Below are 19,433 nucleotides of genomic sequence, written 5' to 3' on the forward strand. Positions count from 1 at the left end.
AAAATTTCACTCAAGTGGCTATGGTGAAATTTTCTTTCATGAGGCCGGCCGATGGGCGAAGGCTTATTCGGCCGGCTTTTGCATGCCCGGCTGGACCATCGAGCTGGCCTTGGCGATCTGTGCCTCGACGGTCTGCACCGCCTGGCGGGTGGCCTGGGTGACCTGCTCGTAGCCCTTGAAGGCATTGTCGATCGCGGTCTTGATGATCTCGACGGCGTTCTCCGAACCCGGCTTGACGTTCTGGGTTACGTCGTAGATGAGGGCCGACAGGGTGCTCTTGGCTTCGGCCACGTGGGTGTCGGCGGCCTGGCGGAATTCCTGGTGCATCTCGTCGATGATGGCCCTGAGCTGCTCGCGGTATTCCGCGGCGCCGGCCGCGCCCGGCTGCATGCGCGCATGCAGGGCCGCGATCGCGGCCTTGGGGTCGCTCGCGCTGGCGAACTGCTGGCCGGCGGCAATCGAGCCTTCCATCGAGCTCTTCGCTGCATTCATGTTCAAGGCCATTACCTGCTCGACGCCCTTCACCGTCTTGTCGGCCAGGGTATTGAAAGTCTGCATCTGCAGGTCGAACAGGGTCTTGGTTGCATTGGCGAACTGCTCCGGACTCGTAAACATCGGTGTCTCCTCAGTATTGGAATAGATCGGATGAGCCTTGCTAGCCCATTATTTAGCAACAATGAGTTTTTCGCAATGCGCGTCCCGGTATGGGCCGGCGAATTTTTCCCAGCCGGGTCCGAGCGGCGTCTGCGAGCAGGCCAGGGCGCCGTTGAGCTTGCTGCGCCACTGGAAATACGGGGCCGGGCCGGCAATGGCGGCCTGGACCGCCAGGCCGGCCGCGAGGAGGAGCGTGAACTGTTTCATGGCCTGTCGAGCTTAGCGACATCACGGAACAAGTCAAGCATTGATTCGTCTTTCGTCCCCGGCGCGGCGCAGGGCGGCTAGACCACCCGGGTGTAGCGCAGCACGATCTCGTAGCTGCTGTCCTCGTCGTCGCTGATGTACTCGCGCCGCTCGCGGTAGCGGCCGGCGATCTTGTCGAGCGGCGTGACCTTGACCCGGATGCCTTGCGGCGTGCGGTATTCGCTCGCCGCGGGCAGCGGAAAGTCCACGTTGGTCAGCTCGGCCAGGTCTTCGACGCCCGGCCCGATCATGTCCTCGATGATCGGGTCGGCCGGCGCCCACAGCGCGACGAACACGTCGATCGCCACCAGTACCGCGGCGGCGATGGCGGCGGCAATCAGGCCCTTCAGGCCATAGCTGGTCAGCTTGGCCGCGATGCTGCCGGCTTCCTTGAGGTGGTCCATCACGAAGGCCAGCTGGTCCTTCAGGATCGCGATGAAGGCATCCAGGGTGTCCTCGATCTGCTTTTCGAAGGCCTCCTCGCCATCGATCTCGAAACCCCGGATCGACAGCGCCGCGCCCAGGATCGGCTGCTGGTGCGAGAACAGCAGGTGGTCCATGGCGCGTGTCTCGCCGCTGTCGACGTCGCCGAAGCGGATCGGCTGGCCGCCGTTGGGCAGCTGCGCGGCGCCCGAGCTCAGGTCGGGGAACAGCGGCAGCGCCAGGATGCGGATGCCGACTTCGTCCGAGCCGAGCGAGGCAGGCGAGGTTTCCGCGCGTGCGTACAGGGTCTCGCTGCGGATCTCGAAGCGCGCAGTCGACGGCGTGGCGATCTCGGCGAACTCGACGTTCGACAGCAGCACCGGCCCGTGGCCGGGGTAGGGGCTGAGGTTGGGCACCGCCACCTGGAAGCCGTAGACGCCGGCCGGCAGGTCGGCCGGCAGCGCGAAGCTGAGCCGGTCGTGCACGCGGCAATCGAGGATCAGCCGGTCCTGGTCGCCGATCCGCTCGGTGAGCGGGGTGTCGTCGTCGCCGCAGACCTGGGCCGGGACTTCGCGCAGCACCGTGCCCGGTGTCTCCCTGGCGAAGATCCTGACGGTGGCATCGACGCTGGAGAAGTTCACGCCCTCCAGCAGCAGGCCCTGGCCGGCCTCGACCTGCAGCACGCGCTGGCAGGCCCCCGCCGCGGTATTGCCGGGGCAGTCGGTGGTCTGCGTGTCGCACACCTGGGTCGGTACGCCGCCTTCCAGGATCACGCGGCAACGCTGCTGCAGTTCGGAAGGCAGGTACTCGCCCGGGGACAGCGCCGGTATGTACTGGCCGGTGCGCAGGCCGTTGACGCGGCAGATCCGCACCAGCGGATCGAAGTTTTCTTCGCCCGGGATGTAGGGCCGCACGCGCACCCGGCCCGGGTGTTCCGTGTTCGCGCAGGCGGGGTCGTCGAAGGCCAGCACGCCGACGCGCTCGGCAATCTCCTGGGCGAAGGCCAGCGATAACTGGGCAGGATCGACCGGCTGGTCGACCGAGGGCAGCAGACCCGGGGCGAACAGGCGCTTGCGCTCGCCCTCGCTCAGGCTGCCGAGCGACTCCGCGGCGCAGGCCAGCACGCGCTGTAATTCCGGCGGCAGGCGGCGCCATGCCCCGACGCCTTGTCCTTGCCTGATTTCATGGTGAAGCCTCCGAAAAGGGGGAGCGCTGCAAGTCCTGGGACCATCGAAGGGACTCGGCACCAGTCACAACCCTAGCGCGGGATGCGGCGGCGCCCTTGGACGGCGCTCAACGGCAGCGTTCGCCGCTTCCAGCGGGGCCGCGGTACTGGCGGTAGAATCCACCATGGGCCCGGTGCATTGCATTGCGCACCGGCACCCATCGAATTTTGCACGGCGAGAACAGGAGAACACCATGCCGCAAGGCACCGCGCTGCTCAATATTGGCGAGGCCGCGAAAGCCTCCGGGGTATCGGCCAAGATGATCCGCCACTACGAATCGATCGGCCTGGTCAAGGAGGCCAGGCGCACCGAATCGGGCTACCGGGTGTACAGCCAGGAGGACGTGCGCGTGCTGCAGTTCGTGCACCGTGCCCGCGCGCTCGGCTTCCCGCTCGAGCAGATCGGCAAGCTGCTCAGCCTGTGGCAGGACCAGGGGCGCGCCAGCGCCGACGTGCGCGCCCTGGCGCGCGCCCACATCGATGAACTGAACCGCAAGATCGCCGAGATGGAAGCGATGCGCCGCACGCTGGAAGCGCTGGCCGCGTCCTGCCATGGCGACGCGCGCTCGAGCTGCCCGATCCTGGACGACCTGGCGGCCGCCTGAACCAGGCGTCGGATCGCGCTAGCCGCGTGCAGGCAGGGCGAGCGCGCGCGCCAGCGCCAGTTCCGGAAAACCGGTGACGCGGTAGCGCGCCGGCCAGGCATCGGGAACCGGCTGCATGAGCTCCCCGCAGGCCGCATGCAAGGCGTCCCAGGGCACCACGATCAGTTCCCGCATGTGCTCGTCGTCGAGGTCGACCAGCGCCACGCGATCGGTGCGCGGCAACAGGGCGTCGACGCCGCGCGTCCAGCTGCACATGCTGTACGCGATTCCGCTCGCCGTATCGCGCATCACCTTGTAGCTGGCCACGAACAGGTCGCTGCCCTCGCGTTCGTGCAGCTCGTCCAGCGTTTCCTTCTGCGCGGCGTAGTCGCCGTACAGGTACTGCCGCCCCAGGCTGTCGAGGGCGCTGCGCGCGGGTGCGTCGTCCGGCACATGCGCGACCGGACGGCCGTCCTGGTAGCGGTACAGCAGCGCCGACACCGGGCGGGACTCGGTATCGGCGATGCGCTGCGCCAGCGCCACCATCGCGCGCACCGCGTCGGTGTCGTTGCCGGAGGCGAGCAGCAGGGTGCCGCGCGCGGGCGCCATCGCCAGCGGATTGGCGCCGGCGATGCGGTGCGCCAGGTCGGGCAGCAGCAGGCGCGAGGAATCGTAGACGTCGTTCCAGTCGCCTGCGAATACCCCGCGCTCGACCTGGACCACGCGGTCGACGGTGGCGTCGCGCAAATTGTCCATGGCGGCGGCCAGCGCCTCGTCCACGCTGACGCCCCATTGCGCCAGCTGCTCCGAGCGAAACGACTGCATCGACTGTTCGCCGTCGACCATCAGCGTCAGGATCGTGTCGCTGCTGAACGGCAGGAGCAGGAAGCCCGACGCGGGCTGCCTAGCCTTGTCCAGTTCGGTCAGGCGCAGGTATTCGGCCATGCCGCGTCCACGCAATACCGGCATCAGGCGGGCGCGCACCTCGGCGAAGCCGGCGGGGAGTTCGGCGCGCTGCACCAGGGCCAGCACGCGCGCGAGCTGGCGCACGCGTTCCTGGCGGCCGGCCGCGCAGTATTCGGCGTACAGATTGTGCAGGTTGATCACGTGGCCGCCGTCGGCGCCGACCAGCAGGCGAAAGCCCTGGGCGTCGAAGCGGACCGGCTCCTCGGCATGGTGGCGTGCCAGCATCCTCATGAGGAGCCGGGCGTAGCGCCGGGGCGCGGGAGGACGGCGGAAGAAATCGAGGAGCGTCATGGCCGCAGTCTAGGCAGATTCGACGCGCCTGTCCAAGTGGCGGGCATAAAACGCAAAACGCCGTAAGCCTTTTTCAAAGCTTACGGCGTTTTGCGGGACTGTCGTCCAAGTAGAGTTTGGTGCCCACGGAGGGACTCGAACCCCCACACCTCGCGGCACATGGACCTGAACCATGCGCGTCTACCAATTCCGCCACGTGGGCACTGATGTTGCTACGACTTCAAAACAATGACTGCTAACTACTTGCGGATATACATCCGGTAGATGGTGCCCACGGAGGGACTCGAACCCCCACACCTCGCGGCACATGGACCTGAACCATGCGCGTCTACCAATTCCGCCACGTGGGCATATTTACTTCGCTTACTGCTGCTACTGTGCTGCTTTCCGCTCCAGCGTCTGTAATTTCGGACATTGTCCAAACTTACCCCGCCGGGCCTACGATACTGCATACTTCTACGGAATTCTATGGTGCCCACGGAGGGACTCGAACCCCCACACCTCGCGGCACATGGACCTGAACCATGCGCGTCTACCAATTCCGCCACGTGGGCACTGATACTGCTACAACAGACTTTACAACGATACTGCTTGCGGAAAACTACTCCGGTAGAGTGGTGCCCACGGAGGGACTCGAACCCCCACACCTCGCGGCACATGGACCTGAACCATGCGCGTCTACCAATTCCGCCACGTGGGCACTGAACCAACTCTGCTACAATAGCAGGCTTTGTCATTTTTCGCCAGATCAACTTTCGTTGACCGCAGCGTCGAATACACTGACCGCTACTGCTTTTCTCCTGCTGCAGCGAGCTGCGTTGCTGAAGAGACCGAGATTATAGCGGAAGGATTGCAAAAGTCAAAAGCCCCGCAATGGGGATTTGTCATGGGAGCCTGCGAGCACACTTCGCCGCATACGTTAGGCGAATCCTGCAGCTCTCCGTTACACTACGCCTGTCAAGGTGTCAATCAATCATCATCCAGGCGCTGCGTTGGCGGCTCCCTACTTAAGAGAAATAAGAAAACGATTTGAAGCAACCTACTCATACCATTCCTAGCCGCGAGGAAATCCTCGCCATCTTTCGCAGTGCCAAGGGTCCGCTCGGCGCGGCCGACCTGGCGCGCGCCCTGAAGGTCAAGCCCGCCGCGCAGGAAGTGCTCGGCCGCAGGCTCAACGCCATGGAGCGCGACGGCCAGATCCGCGCCGACGTCGCCGGCACCTATCTGTTGGCCGACCAGTCCGGTTTCATCACCGGCCGCGTCAGCGCGCACCGCGACGGCTACGGCTTCGTCATTCCGGATGAGGGCGGCGACGACCTGTTCCTGAACGATAAGGAAATGAACAAGGTGCTCAACGGCGACCGCGTGCGCGCACGCGTCACCGGCACCGATCGCCGCGGCCGTCCGGAAGGGACCATCGTCGAAGTGGTCGAACGCGCCAACACCCACCTGATCGGCCGCCTGATGAACGAAGGCGGCGTCTGGATCGTCTCGCCGGAAGACATCCGCATCAGCCAGGACGTGCTGGTGGCGGGCGGGCCGGGCAAGGCCAAGGCGGGGCAGGTGGTCAGCGTCGAACTGATCGAGCAGCCTTCGCGCTTCCAGCAGCCTACCGGCCGGATCGTCGAGGTGCTCGGCGAGCTGGACGACCCGGGCATGGAAATCGAGATCGCGGTGCGCAAGTTCGGCGTGCCGCACGTGTTCTCCGCCGCCGCACTGAAGCAGGCCAACCGCCTGCCGAACGAAGTGGTCGATGCCGACCTGGCAAACCGCGTCGACCTGCGCGACATGCCGCTGGTGACGATCGACGGCGAAGACGCGCGCGACTTCGACGACGCGGTCTATTGCGAACCGGTCAAGATCGGCCGCACCAGGGGCTACCGCCTGCTGGTCGCCATCGCCGACGTCAGCCACTACGTCAAGCCGAACGACGCCCTCGACCAGGACGCGATCGAGCGCAGCACCTCGGTGTACTTCCCGCGCCGCGTGATCCCGATGCTGCCCGAGAAGCTGTCCAACGGCCTGTGTTCGCTGAACCCGGCGGTCGACCGCTGCACCCTGGTGTGCGACATGGTCGTGACCCAGGACGGCGAAGTGACGGCCTACCAGTTCTATCCGGCCGTGATGCACTCGGCCGCGCGCCTGACCTACAACGAAGTGGCCGACATCCTCGGCAACACCGGCGGTCCGGAAGCGCAGCGCCGCCCGGGCATCGTGCCGCACCTGCTGCACCTGAACGAAGTGTTCCGCGCCCTGTTGAAGGCGCGCCAGGAACGCGGCGCGATCGACTTCGAGACCACCGAGACCTACATCGTCTGCAATGCCGTGGGCAAGATCGAGAAGATCATCCCGCGCACCCGCAACGACGCGCACCGCCTGATCGAAGAGTGCATGCTGGCCGCCAACGTGTGCGCGGCCGACCTCCTGATCCGCCACAAGCACCCCGGCACCTTCCGCATCCACGCGACCCCGACCGAGGAAAAGCTGCTGCAACTGCGCACCTTCCTGAAACTGGTCGGCCTGAACCTGGGCGGCGGCGACAAGCCGAGCGCGCGCGACTATGCCGAGGTGATGCAGAAGATCAAGGAGCGCCCGGACGCCGGACTGCTGCAGACCATGCTGCTGCGCTCGATGCAGCAGGCCGTCTACAGCCCGGACAACGTCGGCCACTTCGGCCTGGCCTACGAGGCCTATGCCCACTTCACCAGCCCGATCCGCCGCTACCCCGACCTGCTGACCCACCGCGCCATCAAGGCCATCCTGCAAGGGAAGAAGTACGAGCCGAAGGGCATCGAGCTGGGCAAGCTGAACACCACCATCTCGAACTCGGCGCGCAAGCAGGCCGCCAAGGACAAGGCCGCCGGCACCCAGAAGAACGAGAAGGACCTGACCATCTGGGACGCGCTGGGCGTGCACTGCTCGGCCAACGAGCGCCGCGCCGACGAAGCCTCGCGCGACGTCGAGAACTGGCTGAAGTGCTACTTCATGCAGGACAAGCTGGGCGAGGACTTCACCGGCACCGTGTCCGGCGTGACCCCGTTCGGCATCTTCGTCACGCTCGACCAGCTCTACGTCGAGGGCCTGGTGCACATCAGCGGCCTGGGCACCGACTACTTCCAGTACGACGAAGCGCGCCACGAACTGCGCGGCGAGCGCAGCGGCCAGACCTACAAGCTGACCAGCAAGGTCAATGTCAAAGTGGCCAAGGTCGACCTGGAAGCGCGCAAGATCGACCTGGTGCTGGCAGAGACGCAGGAAGCCGTCCCGGCGCCGCTCGAGCGCGCGCGCCAGGCCGCGCTCGAAGCGCGCGAACCGAAGCCGCCCAAGAAGCGCAAGGCCAAGGGCGCTGCTGCCTCCGCCGAGCCGGCCCCGCTGGCGCCGTCGCGCTACACCAGCACCGAAGAAGACGAAAGCGACGACCAGGACGTGGTCTTCGTGCCGCCGCCGCGCGTGCCGCGCAGTGCCCGCAAGTCCGATGCCAAGACCGCCGGCAAGGCCGCGGCCGCAGGCACGGCAAAGGGCGCGCCGAAGGCCGCCGCCAAGACCGCCGGCAAGACCCCAACCACGCGTGCGACCAAGAGCGCACCGGCAAGCAAAGCAGGGGCCAAGACCCCTGCGTCCAAAACCAGCAGGAAGAAACAGTAATACATGAAAAATAAAATGTTATTCGGGTTCCACGCGGTGACCTCGCGGCTGCGCCACGAGGCCCAGTCGGTGGAAGAGATCTTCGTCGATGCCGAGCGCAATGATGCCCGCATGAAGGCCCTGATCGCCAGCGCGAAAGAGGCCGGCGTGCGCGTGATGCCGGTCGACGCCGCGCGTCTCGACAAGATCACCGGCACCCGCCGCCACCAGGGCGTGATCGCCTTCGCCAGCCAGCTGGCGCTGGCGCGCAACCTGGACGAGCTGCTCGATGCGATCGAAGGTCCTCCGCTGCTGCTCATCCTGGACGGCATCACCGATCCGCACAACCTGGGCGCCTGCCTGCGCGTGGCCGACGGCGTCGGCGCGCACGCGGTCATCGTCCCGAAAGACCGCGCGGTGGGCCTGAACGCCACCGCGGCGAAGGTGGCGAGCGGCGCGGCCGAGACCGTCCCCTACATCACGGTGACCAACCTGGCGCGCACCATGCGCGAGCTGAAGGACCGCGGCATCTGGCTGATCGGCACCTCGGACGACGCCGACAAGGGCCTGTACGAAGCCGATTTCACCGGCCCGACTGCGCTGGTGATGGGCTCGGAAGGCGAGGGCATGCGCCGCCTGACCCGCGAGACCTGCGACCTGCTGGTCAACATCCCGATGTTCGGCTCGGTCGAGAGCCTGAACGTGTCGGTCGCGTCGGGCGTGTGCCTGTACGAGGCGCGGCGCCAGCGGATCGCCCGCGAAGGCTGATTTAGCCCGTCCAGATCGGGGGCAATGCCCGTGGCATTGCCCCCGATCCGTTTGCGCAGCCATTGTCGCAAGCGTTCCTGCACCACCCCAAGCAAACCGTCCGCACATACGCTACCATCACCCCCTGGTTTGCGATCATCCTTATTATGTTTTCTCATCTACGCGACGATATCCGGAGCATCATCCAGCGCGACCCCGCCGCCCGTAACGGCTGGGAAGTCCTGACCTGCTATCCCGGCCTGCACGCGGTCATCATGCACCGCTGGGCGCACGCCTGCTGGCAGCTCGGGCTGAAGTGGGTCGGGCGCTTCATTTCCTACCTCGCCCGCGTCATCACCGGCATCGAGATCCACCCCGGCGCCACCATCGGGCGCCGGGTCTTCATCGACCACGGCTTCGGCGTGGTCATCGGCGAGACCGCCGTGGTCGGCGACGACTGCACCATCTACCAGGGCGTCACCCTGGGCGGCACCACCCTGGTGGCCGGCACCAAGCGCCACCCGACGCTCGAGCGCGGCGTGATCGTCGGCGCCGGCGCCCAGGTGCTGGGCGCCTTCACCGTGGGCGAATACGCCAAGGTCGGCTCGAACGCCGTGGTCATCAAGCCGGTGCCTGGCGGCGCCACCGCGGTCGGCAACCCGGCCCACATCATCCGCAAGGAAGACCAGTCGCGCAGCGCCCAGCTGTTCGCCGCCTATGGCGTCACGCCCAACGGCGACGACCCGCTGTCGAAGGCCTTGCGCGGCCTGATCGACCACGTGGCGCGCCAGGACGAGCAGATCGAGCGCCTTACCAATACCATGCGCGAGGCAGGCCTGTGCTGTCCGAAGGTGGCCGAGGGTGATAAACTCGATTCGGAACAACTGAACCGACTGGTCGATTGAGGAACCGAATGACGAATGACGTGACGGGCGCGCCCGAGGCGCCCGAGGCGCCTGCGAATGCCGCGCTGCTGGACCCGATGGAAATCCGCGTGCTCGCGGTACTGGCCGAGAAAGAGGCGCTGACGCCCGATAACTACCCGATGTCGGTGAATGCGATCGTCAACGGCTGCAACCAATTGTCGAGCCGCGACCCGATCATGCAGCTGACCGACGAGGTGGTGCAGGATACCCTGCAGCGCCTGATCGAGAAGAAGCTGGTCAGCGCCATTTCGCAGGCCGGCGCGCGCGTGGTCAAGTACGAACACCGCATGCGCATCAAGTGGACCCTGGAGCAGGACAAGGTGGCGGTGCTTGCCATCCTGATGCTGCGCGGCCTGCAGACCGCCGGCGAGATCCGCACCCGCAGCGGCCGCCTGTTCGAATTCAAGGGCGTGCCCGAAGTCGAAACCGTGCTGCAGTTCCTGATCGACAAATACCCGCCGCTGGTTGCCAGGCTGGACCGCGCGCCGGGTACCAAGGAAGCGCGCTACGGCCACCTGCTGGGCGGCGAACTGGCCGCCTACGAGCCGCCCGCCGCCGGCGCTGGCCTGGGCGGTGGCGGCGCCAGCCGCGTCGGCCAGCTGGAGCAGGAAGTCGCCGCCTTGCGCGGCGAGCTCGAGGACCTCAAGGCGCAGTTCGAGGCGTTTCGCCAGCAGTTCCAGTAGGCGCGTCCGGCGCGTCGGCATAGCTCAGTTCGACCACGGCGTCGTCGCTCCAGTTCGGGTTCCCGATCGGCACCTGGAAGGTCTTGCCCTTGGCTTCCAGTTTTGCCGAGCGGTTCCCGTCGACCAGCACCGCGCCGGCGAGCGGCCGCTCGCTGCGGAAGGGGAAGTGCGCCTTCTTGCTCACGCCTTCCCAACGGAAATCATCCGGGTCGCCGAAGAAGTTGCACCAGTCGGTCCGCAGGATGATGGTATTGATGGCCAACACCACGAAGGTCGGGATCTCTTCCTTGGCCATCGCCACCGTCACCTTGCACTCCAGCCGCAGGTCGCCCAGGCGGCGCTGGTTGGCGGGCAGGCCCGGCGTGCGGATGTCGGGGTCGGTGCGGTAGGCGTGGCGCTTGCGGTTGAGCTCCAGTTCGCTCTCCGCATCCTCGGCCGCCTCGCTGCGCGGCACCACGAAGCGGCCTTCGGCGTCGATGGGGAGCGGCATGTTGAAACCCGCGTCGCCCACCAGCCGGATCGCCAGCGGCTGCGCCGCCTCGTCCTTTGCCTGCGCCCGCAGCCGGAACTGCAGCCGTTCGGCCGCCGGCGCCAGCTGGCGGTGCCTGTCGAAGGCGTCCAGGCCGGCCAGGATGACCTTGTACTTGCGCACTTCCGGATTGCGCATGGCGTTGACATGCACCGGCTCCAGTTCGCGCACCGGCTTGTCCTCGGCGGCGGTGGCGCCGCCGCAGAGAAGCAGGGTGCCGAGCCCGATCGCAGCGAGGGCGCGCACCGGTTCAGCCTTCATCGCGCCAGCGGCGCAGGCGCATCGCCGCGTAGATCATGCCGGCGCCCACCGCTGCGGCAACCCAGACGCCCGGGCTGGCCAGCGTCGCATACGACAGGCCGAGCAGCTGGGTCGGGTCGAGGCCGACCTCCTTGTTGATCACCACGATGTCGCCGTGCGACAGCCAGATCCCCGGCACCAGGCCGCCCAGGCCGCGCGCCACCACTTCCGACACGAACCAGTCGATGTCGAAGATGGTATCCGAGACGTGGCCGACGATGAAGTTGAACCACTTCAGGACCAGCACCGCGATCAGCGGCGTGCCGACCGCCCACAGGAAGACCTTCGAACGGGCCCAGCTCGACACCATCAGCAGCCAGCCGACGGTCGGCAGCGCCCAGATGATGTACAGGGGCAGGAAGGCCACCAGGTACAGCGGGCTCAGGTACAGGTTCGGTTCCATCAGCACCGGGGCGAACAGGTTGAAGCCCTTGCCGGTGGCGCTGATCATGCCGAGCACCAGCAGGATGAGCGAGGTGGCGGTGCCGATCGCGATCGTGACCAGGGGCGCCACGACCAGTGCGGTGAGCACCTTCGACAGCACGGTGTCGCGGTCCGACAGTGGCAGCGACTTCCAGAACAGGATGCTGCGGTCGCGGCGGTCGTCGTACAGCGCCGACAGGCAGTAGAAGAACACCACCACGGTCAGCACCAGGAACAGCGGCATGGCCAGGCCCATGTAGCCGGAGGCCGCGACGTGCGCGATCTTGTAGCGCAGCGCCGGCGGAATGCCCTGGATCGAGACCACCTTGTGGCCGTCGATCTGGATGGTCTCGTGGCCGCCGAAGGCCATCGCGTACATGAAGCCGCCGCCCACCAGCAGGATCATCGCCGCCGCCACCGCGACCGGCGCCCAGAAGAAGGCCCCCTTGTGCTCCCAGAATTCGCGCCGGAGCAGCCATTTCATCGTTTTCATGCGTAGCTTCCTTTCATGGTTGCGACGAACAGGTCGGCAACGCTGGGATTGCGGGTCTCGCCGAGCTGGGCGAGCTGGGTGCGCGACACGCCGTCGAACAGCATCACGGCCTTGCCGAACACGGTGCGCTGGTCGATCGGGGCCAGCGCGCTCGCGGCGCCGACCTTGTCGGCCGGGACCATCACTTCGGTGTAGCGTTCGCCGATCTCTTCCATCGAGGCGGCCAGCACGATCTTGCCTTCGCGGATGAACATCAGGTCGGTCAGGATGTGCTCGACTTCTTCCACCTGGTGGGTGGTGATGACGATGGTCTTCTGCTCGTCAAAATAGTCTTCCAGCAGGTTCTGGTAGAACTGCTTGCGGTAAAGGATGTCCAGTCCGAGGGTCGGCTCGTCGAGCACCAGCAGCTTGGCGTCGATCGCCATCACCAGCGCCAGGTGCAGCTGGACGATCATGCCCTTCGACATTTCCTTGACCTTCATGCTCGGCCTGAGCTTGGTGTTCGCGATGTAGCGCTCGGCCTTGGCGCGGTTGAAGCGCGGATGCACGCCTTCGACGAAGTCGACCGCATCCTTCACCCGCAGCCAGCGCGGCAGGATGGCGACGTCGGCGATGAAGCAGGTTTCCTTCATCAGGTCGTCGCGCTGGGTGCGCGGATTGAAGCCCAGCACCGAGAGCTGGCCGTCGAAGGGAATCAGGCCGAGGGCGGCCTTGAGCGTGGTGGTCTTGCCCGAGCCGTTCGGGCCGATCAGGCCGACGATGCGGCCGGCCGGCACCTCGAAGTCGATGCCGTCGACGGCGGTGCGCTTGCCGTAACGCTTGCTCAGGCCGCGCGCGGAGAGCACGGCGTTCATGCCGAACCTCCCGGCGCGTGCTTGCCGGAGGCCTGCAGCAGCTGCTCGACGTTCAGGCCGAGGCGTCGGATGCGCTCGACCATGGCAGGCCATTCCTCGCGGATGAAACGCTCGCGTTCGGTGGCCAAGAGTTTCTCGCTTGCTCCTTCGGTAACGTACATGCCAATTCCCCTTCGCTTTTCCACTAAGTTCTCGTCGACCAGTTCCTGGTAAGCCTTCGATACGGTGATCGGGTTGAGTTGATATTCGGCCGCGATCTGGCGGACCGAGGGCAGGGCGTCGCCGGCTTTCAGAATACCGTCGAGCATCATGCCCACCACCCGCTCCTTGAGCTGGCGGTAAATGGGTGCGTTGTCATTCCAGCCGACTGTCATGTCCAGTCCTCCCTTGTCTTGGCGCTGCGTTGTGCACGTTTGTCTCCTTGGTGTTGCGTTGAGGTGGTGTTGTAGTGAAGTATAACAGTGGTTTGTTAAATGTAAACATACATATTGAACAAATAGTCGGGCGCGGCCCTGCGGCCTGCTTTGGTAGGATGGCGAACGGATGGCAAGATACAGAGGAGGAAGCGATGCTGAAGTGCCCGAACTGCGGGATCTCGCCGCTGGCGCACGCGATCAGGGAAATGCAGTACACCTACAAGGGACAGAGCACGACGATCCCCGACGTCGTGGTCGAGCATTGCGCCGGCTGCAAGGAAGTCATGTTCGCCCAGGGCGAGCACGATCACTACGGCGAACTGGTGGCGGCCTTCCGCAAGCAGGTCGATGCGCAGGAACTGAAGGCGATCCGGGCCATGCGCAAGGCGCTGGGCTTGACCCGGCAGAAGGCCGACGCGTTGTTCGGAGACGGGGAGGGGGACTTTGCGCGCTACGAGTCGGGCGAGGCGTCAGCGCCGGTGGCGCTGGTAAAACTGCTGCGCCTGCTGGGCAAGCACCCGGAATTACTCGATGCCGTCCGGTAGGGTGGTCGGGTGTGCCGGCCGCGCGTTCAACTGGCGCAAGATCAGCCGTCGCGTCTGCTCATAACGGACTTGCGCCCGCCCACCCTACGAAAAATCGTGGCGCGAGAGCGTCCCGTCGTGGCCAAGCGCGATCCACCCGCCGCGCCGCGGCTCGACGTCCAGTTCCCAGTCCGGCAGCACATAGCGCAGCTTGCCATCCGTCTCATGCACGGCCGGCCGGTGCGTATGCCCATGGATGATCACGCCCGCATCGGCCGCCTCGAACAGCGCCTGCACGGCCGCCGGCGCCACATCCATGATCTCGTAGGACTTGCCGGCCTGCGCCTCGCGGCTGCCTTCGCGCAGCCCGGCGATGACGGCCTTGCGCTGCGCCAGCGGCAGTTGCAGGAACTGCTGCTGCCATGCGCGGTCGCGCACCTGGGCGCGGAAGGCCATGTACTTGAGGTCGGCGGTGCACTGGGCGTCGCCATGCACCAGGGCGATGCGCCGGCCGCCGGCCGTGACGATGTGGGGTTCCTCCAGCAGGCTGAGGCCGGCCGCTTCGGCGAAGCCCGGCCCGACCAGGAAATCGCGGTTGCCGGCCAGCCAGTACACGGCCGTGCCGGCAGCGCTCACGGCGCGGATCGCCTGGATGACCTGCTGGTGGAAAGGCTCGGCGAGATCGTCGTCGCCGGCCCAGTATTCGAAAATGTCGCCGAGCAGGTAGAGCCGCTCGGCATGCACCGCGCGCTCGGCCAGGAAAGCGAAGAAGGCTTCGGCCGTGCGCGGATGGGCGGCCTGCAGGTGCAGGTCCGAGATGAACAGCGCAAACGTGCGCTTGGGCGTGGTCATGAAACCGAGGGGTACTGCCGACCCGCGCGCACGTGCTGCATCAGATGACTTCGACCTTCTCGATGATGACCGGATCGACGGGCACGTCCGAGTGCATGCCGCTGCGGGTGGTCTTCACGCCGTTGATCTGGTCGACGATGTCCTGGCCTTCGGTGACCCTGCCGAACACGGCATAGCCCCAGCCGTCCTGGCCCGGGTAGTTCAGGAAGGCGTTGTCCTTGGTGTTGATGAAGAACTGGGCCGATGCCGAGTGCGGCGCCGAGGTGCGGGCCATGGCGATGGTGTACTTGTCGTTCTTCAGGCCGTTCTTGGCTTCGTTCTCGACGGTCGTGTCGGTGGCTTTCTGCTTCATGCCCGGTTCGAAGCCGCCGCCCTGGATCATGAAGTCCTTGATCACGCGGTGGAAGATGGTGTTGCTGAAATGACCCTTGTTGACGTAGTCGATAAAGTTGGCGACGGTCTTCGGAGCCTTGTCGGCATCCAGTTCGACGGTGATGTTGCCCATGTTGGTGGTCATGCGAACGCTGGTCATCTGGTGTCCTCTTCCTTGGTATTGTGAATGATGCGTGTTAACAATGCGAATTGCACATCCGCTATTTTACTAGCTTGTCGCCCTTGAGGACGGTCACGGACTTAATGAAGATCGGCGTCACCGGCACGTTCTGCATGCCGCGCACGTCGTCGACCACCACGCCCTTGATCTTGTCCACCACTTCCTGGCCCTTCACGACCTTGCCGAAGACGGTATAGCCGGAGCCCTTGTAGAGCGGGTAGTCGATGCCCGAATTGTCGGCCACGTTGATGAAGAACTGCGAGGTGGCCGAATCCGGGTGGTCTTCGCGCGCCATCGAGATCGTGTACGGCTGGTTCGACAGGCCGTTGTTCGATTCGTTCTTGACCGGTTTGTTGGTCTTGCGGCCCTCGAATTTCTCGTTCATGCCGCCGGCCTGGATCATGAAGCCGTCGATCACCCGGTGGAAGATCGTGCCCTTGTAGAAGCCTTGCTTGACGTATTGCATGAAGTTGGCGACGGTCTTCGGCGCCCGTTCCTCGTCGAGCTGGACGACGATCTCGCCCATCGAGGTCTTGATCGCCACCTGCGGACCCTTCACGACGGGCGCGGCGGGCGCCTCGGCAGGGGCGTCGGTCGGCGTTTCCTGCGGCGCAGCCAGGGCGGCGCCGGACAGCAGCAGGGCGCCGGCGCCCAGGGCGATGCCCTTGAGCAGCGAGCGGCGGAACGAAGTGGTCATTGTCTAGGCTCTCCTCTGGTGGACGCCGCGCAAGACGGTGTCAAGTCTTTTCCCGAAAAATAAAGCTGAGCCATATGCGGCCAGACGGGATTTTAACAATGCTATACTTTGCGCAGAACGTCCCATTCTATCAAAGAAGAACAACACCAGAGGGTCCAGACGATCTCGACGCATTTCCCGCCGTGCCCGCACTAGCTTGCGCAGCGCCGTACTTGCCCCCGATCCTCTCCCTCGCCAGAACACACCCATGAGCCAACTGAAGATTTACAACACGCTCGCGCGTGACAAGCAGGTATTTGTCCCGATGGAAGCCGGCAAGGTCGGCATGTATGTGTGCGGCATGACCGTGTACGACTACTGCCACGTCGGGCACGCGCGGATGATGATGGCCTTCGACGTCATCTATCGCTGGCTCATGGCCTCGGGCTACGAGGTCAAGTACGTCCGCAACATCACCGACATCGACGACAAGATCATCAAGCGCGCGGTCGAGAACGGCGAGACCATCGGCCAGCTGGTCGAGCGCAACGTCAGGTACATGGACGAAGACATCGCGGCGCTCAACATGCTGCCGCCGACCGTGGTGCCGCGCGCCACCGAATACGTGCCGCAGATGCTGTCGATCATCGAGCAGCTGGAGTCCAAGGGCCTGGCCTACAAGAGCGAGGACGGCGACGTCAACTACGCGGTGCGCGGCTTCGCGGGCTACGGCAAGCTGTCCGGCAAGTCGCTCGACGATCTGCGCGCCGGCGAGCGCGTCGACGTCGCAAGCGGCAAGCGCGATCCGCTCGACTTCGTGTTGTGGAAGGCCGCCAAGGAAAGCGAGCCGCTTGAAGCCAAGTGGGATTCCAAATGGGGCAAGGGCCGTCCGGGCTGGCACATCGAGTGCTCGGCCATGTCCTGCGCCACCCTGGGCCAGCACTTCGACATCCACGGCGGCGGCGCCGACCTGCAGTTCCCGCATCACGAGAACGAGATCGCGCAGTCCGAAGGCGCTTTCGGCGGCAACATGGTCAACTACTGGATCCACAACGGCTTCGTACGCGTGGACAACGAGAAGATGTCCAAGTCGCTGGGCAATTTCTTCACCATCCGCGACGTGCTCAAGCAGTACGACGCCGAAGTCATCCGCTTCTTCATGCTGCGCGCCCACTACCGCAGCCCGCTGAACTATTCGGATGCCCACATCGACGACGCCAAGGGCGCGCTGACCCGCCTGTACACCGCGCTTTCCACTGTCGACATCGGGCTCGACGCCCCGGCGGTCGACTGGGAAGAAGCCCATGCGCTGCGCTTCCGCGAAGCCATGGACGACGATTTCAACACCCCGCTCGCCGTAGCCGAGCTGTTCGACCTGGCCGGCGAGGTCAATCGCAGCAAGTCCCTCGACGCCGCGCGCCAGCTGAAGGCGCTGGCCGGCGTGCTGGGCCTGCTCGAGCGCGCGCCGCAAGCCTACCTGCAAGGCGGCGAGCAGGGCGGGGATGCGGGCATCGTCGATGCCATCGCGCGCCGCGCCGCGGCCAAGAAGGCCCGCAATTTTGCCGAAGCGGACGCCATCCGCGCCGAACTGACTGCCGCCGGGATCATCCTGGAAGACAAGCCGGACGGAACGACGACCTGGCGCCGCGCATAATGGCGGCCGACAAGGACAAGTCCGCGGCGCCGGAAGAGCCGCAGGGTGAGCTGACAGTTCCCGCCTACTGGGCCGAAGCCAAGGCCGAGCTCATGGGACGCGACCGCATCATGGCCAAGCTCATCCCGCAGTTCGGCGACCTGCACCTGCGCGGCCAACCCGACCCGTTCACCACGCTGGCGCGCTCGATCGTGGGCCAGCAGGTGACGCCCAAGGCGGCCGACGCGGCCTGGGGCAAGCTGCTGGCGACCTGTCCGAAGCTGTCGCCCTCGCAGGTGCTGAAGGCCGGCGCCGTCGCGCTCTCGGGCTGCGGATTGTCCAAGCGCAAGACCGAATACATCCTCGACCTGGCCGACAGTTTCAAGGCCAAGCGCGTCCATGCCGACCTGTGGTCGCAGATGGACGACGAGGCCGTCATCGCCGAACTGGTCCAGATCCGCGGCATCAGCCGCTGGACAGCGGAGATGTTTTTGATATTTAATCTGCTCCGTCCAAACGTGTTGCCGCTCGACGATCCCGGCCTGATCCAGGGAATCAGCCAGAATTATTTCTCTGGCGAACCTGTTTCTCGCAGCGATGCGCGCGAGGTGGCGGCGAACTGGGAGCCCTGGAGAACGGTGGCAACCTGGTACTTATGGCGTAGCCTCGATCCGCTGCCTTGACCGCTACACGGTTCGGGTACGGTAAAATAACGCCCAAAACAGGGGTCCACGAGACCCGGTGCATGCTGCGCGAACGGAAACGCTGCGGCCACGAAATAATCCGGAGGTACAATGACTAAAACAACTTTCCTCAATTTTGAGCAGCCAATCGCCGAGCTGGATTCCAAGATTGAAGAGCTGCGGTTCGTGCAGGACGACTCCGCCGTCGACATCTCCGAAGAGATCGACCGCCTGGCCAAGAAGAGCCAGCAACTGACCAAGGACATCTACGCCAAGCTGACCCCGTGGCAGGTGTCGCAGATCGCCCGTCACCCGCAGCGTCCGTATACCATGGACTACGTGAACGCGATCTTCACCGACTTCCACGAACTGCACGGCGACCGCAGCTTCGCCGACGACCAGTCGATCATCGGCGGCCTGGCGCGCTTCAACGGCCAGGCCTGCATGGTCATCGGCCACCAGAAGGGCCGCGACACCAAGGAGCGCGCCATGCGCAACTTCGGCATGCCGCGTCCGGAAGGCTACCGCAAGGCCATGCGCCTGATGAAGCTGGCCGAAAAATTCGGCCTGCCGATCTTCACTTTCGTGGACACCCCGGGCGCCTTCCCGGGCATCGACGCCGAAGAGCGCGGCCAGTCCGAAGCCATCGGCCACAACCTGTACGTCATGGCCGAGCTGAAAGTGCCGCTGATCGCCACCATCATCGGCGAAGGCGGTTCGGGCGGCGCGCTGGCCATTGCCGTCGGCGACGCCGTGCTGATGCTGCAGTACTCGACCTATTCGGTGATCTCGCCGGAAGGCTGCGCCTCGATCCTCTGGAAGACCTCCGAGCGCGCCAGCGACGCTGCCGATGCGCTGGGCCTGACCGCGCACCGCCTGAAAGCCATGGGCCTGATCGACAAGATCGTCAACGAGCCGCTGGGCGGCGCGCACCGCGATCCGAAGCAGATGGCCCAGCTGCTCAAGCGCGCGCTGGCCGACACCCTGCGCCAGTTCCAGGGCATGAAGACCAAGGACCTGCTCGAAGCCCGTCACGCGAAGCTGATGAGCTACGGCAAGTTCAAGGAAACGCTGCCGCGCGAAGAGTGAGTTCCACCAAGGCCGGGCAGGTCCCGGCAGTCTTTGCGC

The 19,433-nt window shown here is 65.4% G+C and carries 20 protein-coding genes and 4 tRNA genes; 9 read left to right on the forward strand and 15 right to left on the reverse strand.

Going from position 1 to position 19,433, the window contains the following annotated elements:
* Positions 1 to 63: 63 nt before the first annotated feature.
* The 3 genes from phaP to AB3347_RS02115 all read right to left on the reverse strand — a co-directional run bounded on the left by phaP (position 64) and on the right by AB3347_RS02115 (position 2,447).
* Complete coding sequence (gene phaP, locus AB3347_RS02105) at positions 64 to 615, reverse strand: TIGR01841 family phasin (protein ID WP_369090111.1); 552 nt, start codon at positions 613 to 615, stop codon at positions 64 to 66.
* Between the two features lie 48 nt (positions 616 to 663).
* On the reverse strand, positions 664 to 861 hold the full coding sequence (locus AB3347_RS02110; RefSeq protein WP_369090112.1) for a hypothetical protein: 198 nt from the start codon (positions 859 to 861) through the stop codon (positions 664 to 666).
* A gap of 77 nt (positions 862 to 938) precedes the next feature.
* The gene (locus AB3347_RS02115) at positions 939 to 2,447 is read right to left on the reverse strand and encodes a hypothetical protein (RefSeq protein WP_369090113.1); all 1,509 of its coding nucleotides are present in this window, start codon (positions 2,445 to 2,447) and stop codon (positions 939 to 941) included.
* Between the two features lie 295 nt (positions 2,448 to 2,742).
* On the opposite strand from AB3347_RS02115, the gene cueR reads away from it, so the two are divergent.
* Positions 2,743 to 3,153 (forward strand): Cu(I)-responsive transcriptional regulator, encoded by a 411-nt coding sequence (gene cueR / locus AB3347_RS02120; RefSeq protein WP_369090114.1) that lies wholly within the window; start codon positions 2,743 to 2,745, stop codon positions 3,151 to 3,153.
* An 18-nt stretch (positions 3,154 to 3,171) separates the two neighbouring features.
* Here the strand turns inward: cueR and AB3347_RS02125 are convergent, their stop codons facing one another.
* The 5 genes from AB3347_RS02125 to AB3347_RS02145 all read right to left on the reverse strand — a co-directional run bounded on the left by AB3347_RS02125 (position 3,172) and on the right by AB3347_RS02145 (position 5,089).
* Positions 3,172 to 4,389 (reverse strand): hypothetical protein, encoded by a 1,218-nt coding sequence (locus AB3347_RS02125; RefSeq protein WP_369090115.1) that lies wholly within the window; start codon positions 4,387 to 4,389, stop codon positions 3,172 to 3,174.
* A 117-nt stretch (positions 4,390 to 4,506) separates the two neighbouring features.
* Positions 4,507 to 4,591 (reverse strand) — tRNA-Leu (locus AB3347_RS02130).
* Between the two features lie 63 nt (positions 4,592 to 4,654).
* Positions 4,655 to 4,739 (reverse strand) — tRNA-Leu (locus AB3347_RS02135).
* Between the two features lie 119 nt (positions 4,740 to 4,858).
* Positions 4,859 to 4,943 (reverse strand) — tRNA-Leu (locus tag AB3347_RS02140).
* A gap of 61 nt (positions 4,944 to 5,004) precedes the next feature.
* Positions 5,005 to 5,089, reverse strand: a tRNA-Leu gene (locus AB3347_RS02145).
* A gap of 329 nt (positions 5,090 to 5,418) precedes the next feature.
* Here AB3347_RS02145 and rnr point away from each other — a divergent pair.
* The 4 genes from rnr to AB3347_RS02165 all read left to right on the forward strand — a co-directional run bounded on the left by rnr (position 5,419) and on the right by AB3347_RS02165 (position 10,369).
* On the forward strand, positions 5,419 to 8,034 hold the full coding sequence (rnr, locus tag AB3347_RS02150; protein WP_369090116.1) for a ribonuclease R: 2,616 nt from the start codon (positions 5,419 to 5,421) through the stop codon (positions 8,032 to 8,034).
* 3 nt (positions 8,035 to 8,037) lie between these two features.
* Positions 8,038 to 8,781 (forward strand): 23S rRNA (guanosine(2251)-2'-O)-methyltransferase RlmB, encoded by a 744-nt coding sequence (gene rlmB / locus AB3347_RS02155; RefSeq protein WP_027865063.1) that lies wholly within the window; start codon positions 8,038 to 8,040, stop codon positions 8,779 to 8,781.
* A gap of 146 nt (positions 8,782 to 8,927) precedes the next feature.
* Positions 8,928 to 9,665, forward strand: coding sequence for a serine O-acetyltransferase (gene cysE / locus AB3347_RS02160; RefSeq protein ID WP_369090117.1), 738 nt, complete (start codon positions 8,928 to 8,930; stop codon positions 9,663 to 9,665).
* Between the two features lie 8 nt (positions 9,666 to 9,673).
* The gene (locus AB3347_RS02165; RefSeq protein WP_369090118.1) at positions 9,674 to 10,369 is read left to right on the forward strand and encodes a YceH family protein; all 696 of its coding nucleotides are present in this window, start codon (positions 9,674 to 9,676) and stop codon (positions 10,367 to 10,369) included.
* Here AB3347_RS02165 and AB3347_RS02170 read toward each other — a convergent pair.
* Genes AB3347_RS02170 through AB3347_RS02185 form a run of 4 tightly spaced genes read right to left on the reverse strand, consistent with a single transcriptional unit; the run spans position 10,329 to position 13,342 of the window.
* Entirely contained in the window at positions 10,329 to 11,159 is an 831-nt protein-coding gene (locus AB3347_RS02170) for a hypothetical protein (RefSeq protein ID WP_369090119.1), read from the reverse strand. The two genes, AB3347_RS02165 and AB3347_RS02170, sit on opposite strands and share 41 nt — an antisense overlap.
* Positions 11,149 to 12,114, reverse strand: coding sequence for a hypothetical protein (locus tag AB3347_RS02175; RefSeq protein ID WP_369090120.1), 966 nt, complete (start codon positions 12,112 to 12,114; stop codon positions 11,149 to 11,151). Before AB3347_RS02175 ends, AB3347_RS02170 begins: the two co-directional genes overlap by 11 nt.
* Positions 12,111 to 12,968 carry an ABC transporter ATP-binding protein gene (locus tag AB3347_RS02180; protein WP_369090121.1) on the reverse strand — a complete coding sequence of 286 codons (858 nt, stop codon included), beginning with the start codon at positions 12,966 to 12,968 and terminating at the stop codon, positions 12,111 to 12,113. Before AB3347_RS02180 ends, AB3347_RS02175 begins: the two co-directional genes overlap by 4 nt.
* Complete coding sequence (locus AB3347_RS02185; protein WP_369090122.1) at positions 12,965 to 13,342, reverse strand: GntR family transcriptional regulator; 378 nt, start codon at positions 13,340 to 13,342, stop codon at positions 12,965 to 12,967. The genes AB3347_RS02180 and AB3347_RS02185 overlap by 4 nt, the downstream gene beginning before the upstream one ends.
* A 194-nt stretch (positions 13,343 to 13,536) precedes the next feature.
* On the opposite strand from AB3347_RS02185, the gene AB3347_RS02190 reads away from it, so the two are divergent.
* Complete coding sequence (locus AB3347_RS02190; protein ID WP_369090123.1) at positions 13,537 to 13,929, forward strand: type II TA system antitoxin MqsA family protein; 393 nt, start codon at positions 13,537 to 13,539, stop codon at positions 13,927 to 13,929.
* An 84-nt stretch (positions 13,930 to 14,013) separates the two neighbouring features.
* Here the strand turns inward: AB3347_RS02190 and AB3347_RS02195 are convergent, their stop codons facing one another.
* The 3 genes from AB3347_RS02195 to AB3347_RS02205 all read right to left on the reverse strand — a co-directional run bounded on the left by AB3347_RS02195 (position 14,014) and on the right by AB3347_RS02205 (position 16,010).
* Positions 14,014 to 14,760: a UDP-2,3-diacylglucosamine diphosphatase gene (locus tag AB3347_RS02195; protein ID WP_369090124.1), complete on the reverse strand. Its 747-nt coding sequence runs from the start codon at positions 14,758 to 14,760 to the stop codon at positions 14,014 to 14,016.
* Positions 14,761 to 14,800: 40 nt separating this feature from the next.
* On the reverse strand, positions 14,801 to 15,292 hold the full coding sequence (locus AB3347_RS02200; protein ID WP_369090125.1) for a peptidylprolyl isomerase: 492 nt from the start codon (positions 15,290 to 15,292) through the stop codon (positions 14,801 to 14,803).
* 61 nt (positions 15,293 to 15,353) lie between these two features.
* Positions 15,354 to 16,010: a peptidylprolyl isomerase gene (locus tag AB3347_RS02205; protein WP_369090126.1), complete on the reverse strand. Its 657-nt coding sequence runs from the start codon at positions 16,008 to 16,010 to the stop codon at positions 15,354 to 15,356.
* A gap of 247 nt (positions 16,011 to 16,257) precedes the next feature.
* Between AB3347_RS02205 and cysS the strand changes: the two genes are divergently transcribed.
* From cysS to AB3347_RS02220, 3 genes are all read left to right on the forward strand, one after another.
* Positions 16,258 to 17,643: a cysteine--tRNA ligase gene (cysS, locus tag AB3347_RS02210; RefSeq protein ID WP_369090127.1), complete on the forward strand. Its 1,386-nt coding sequence runs from the start codon at positions 16,258 to 16,260 to the stop codon at positions 17,641 to 17,643.
* Positions 17,643 to 18,305, forward strand: coding sequence for a DNA-3-methyladenine glycosylase (locus tag AB3347_RS02215; protein ID WP_369090128.1), 663 nt, complete (start codon positions 17,643 to 17,645; stop codon positions 18,303 to 18,305). The genes cysS and AB3347_RS02215 overlap by 1 nt, the downstream gene beginning before the upstream one ends.
* A 111-nt stretch (positions 18,306 to 18,416) precedes the next feature.
* Positions 18,417 to 19,394, forward strand: a complete 978-nt coding sequence (locus AB3347_RS02220; RefSeq protein ID WP_369090129.1) for an acetyl-CoA carboxylase carboxyltransferase subunit alpha — start codon at positions 18,417 to 18,419, stop codon at positions 19,392 to 19,394.
* Positions 19,395 to 19,433 lie beyond the last annotated feature (39 nt).

The sequence above is a fragment of the Massilia sp. X63 genome (genome assembly GCF_041023745.1).
Classification (GTDB): Bacteria; Pseudomonadota; Gammaproteobacteria; order Burkholderiales; family Burkholderiaceae_D; genus Telluria.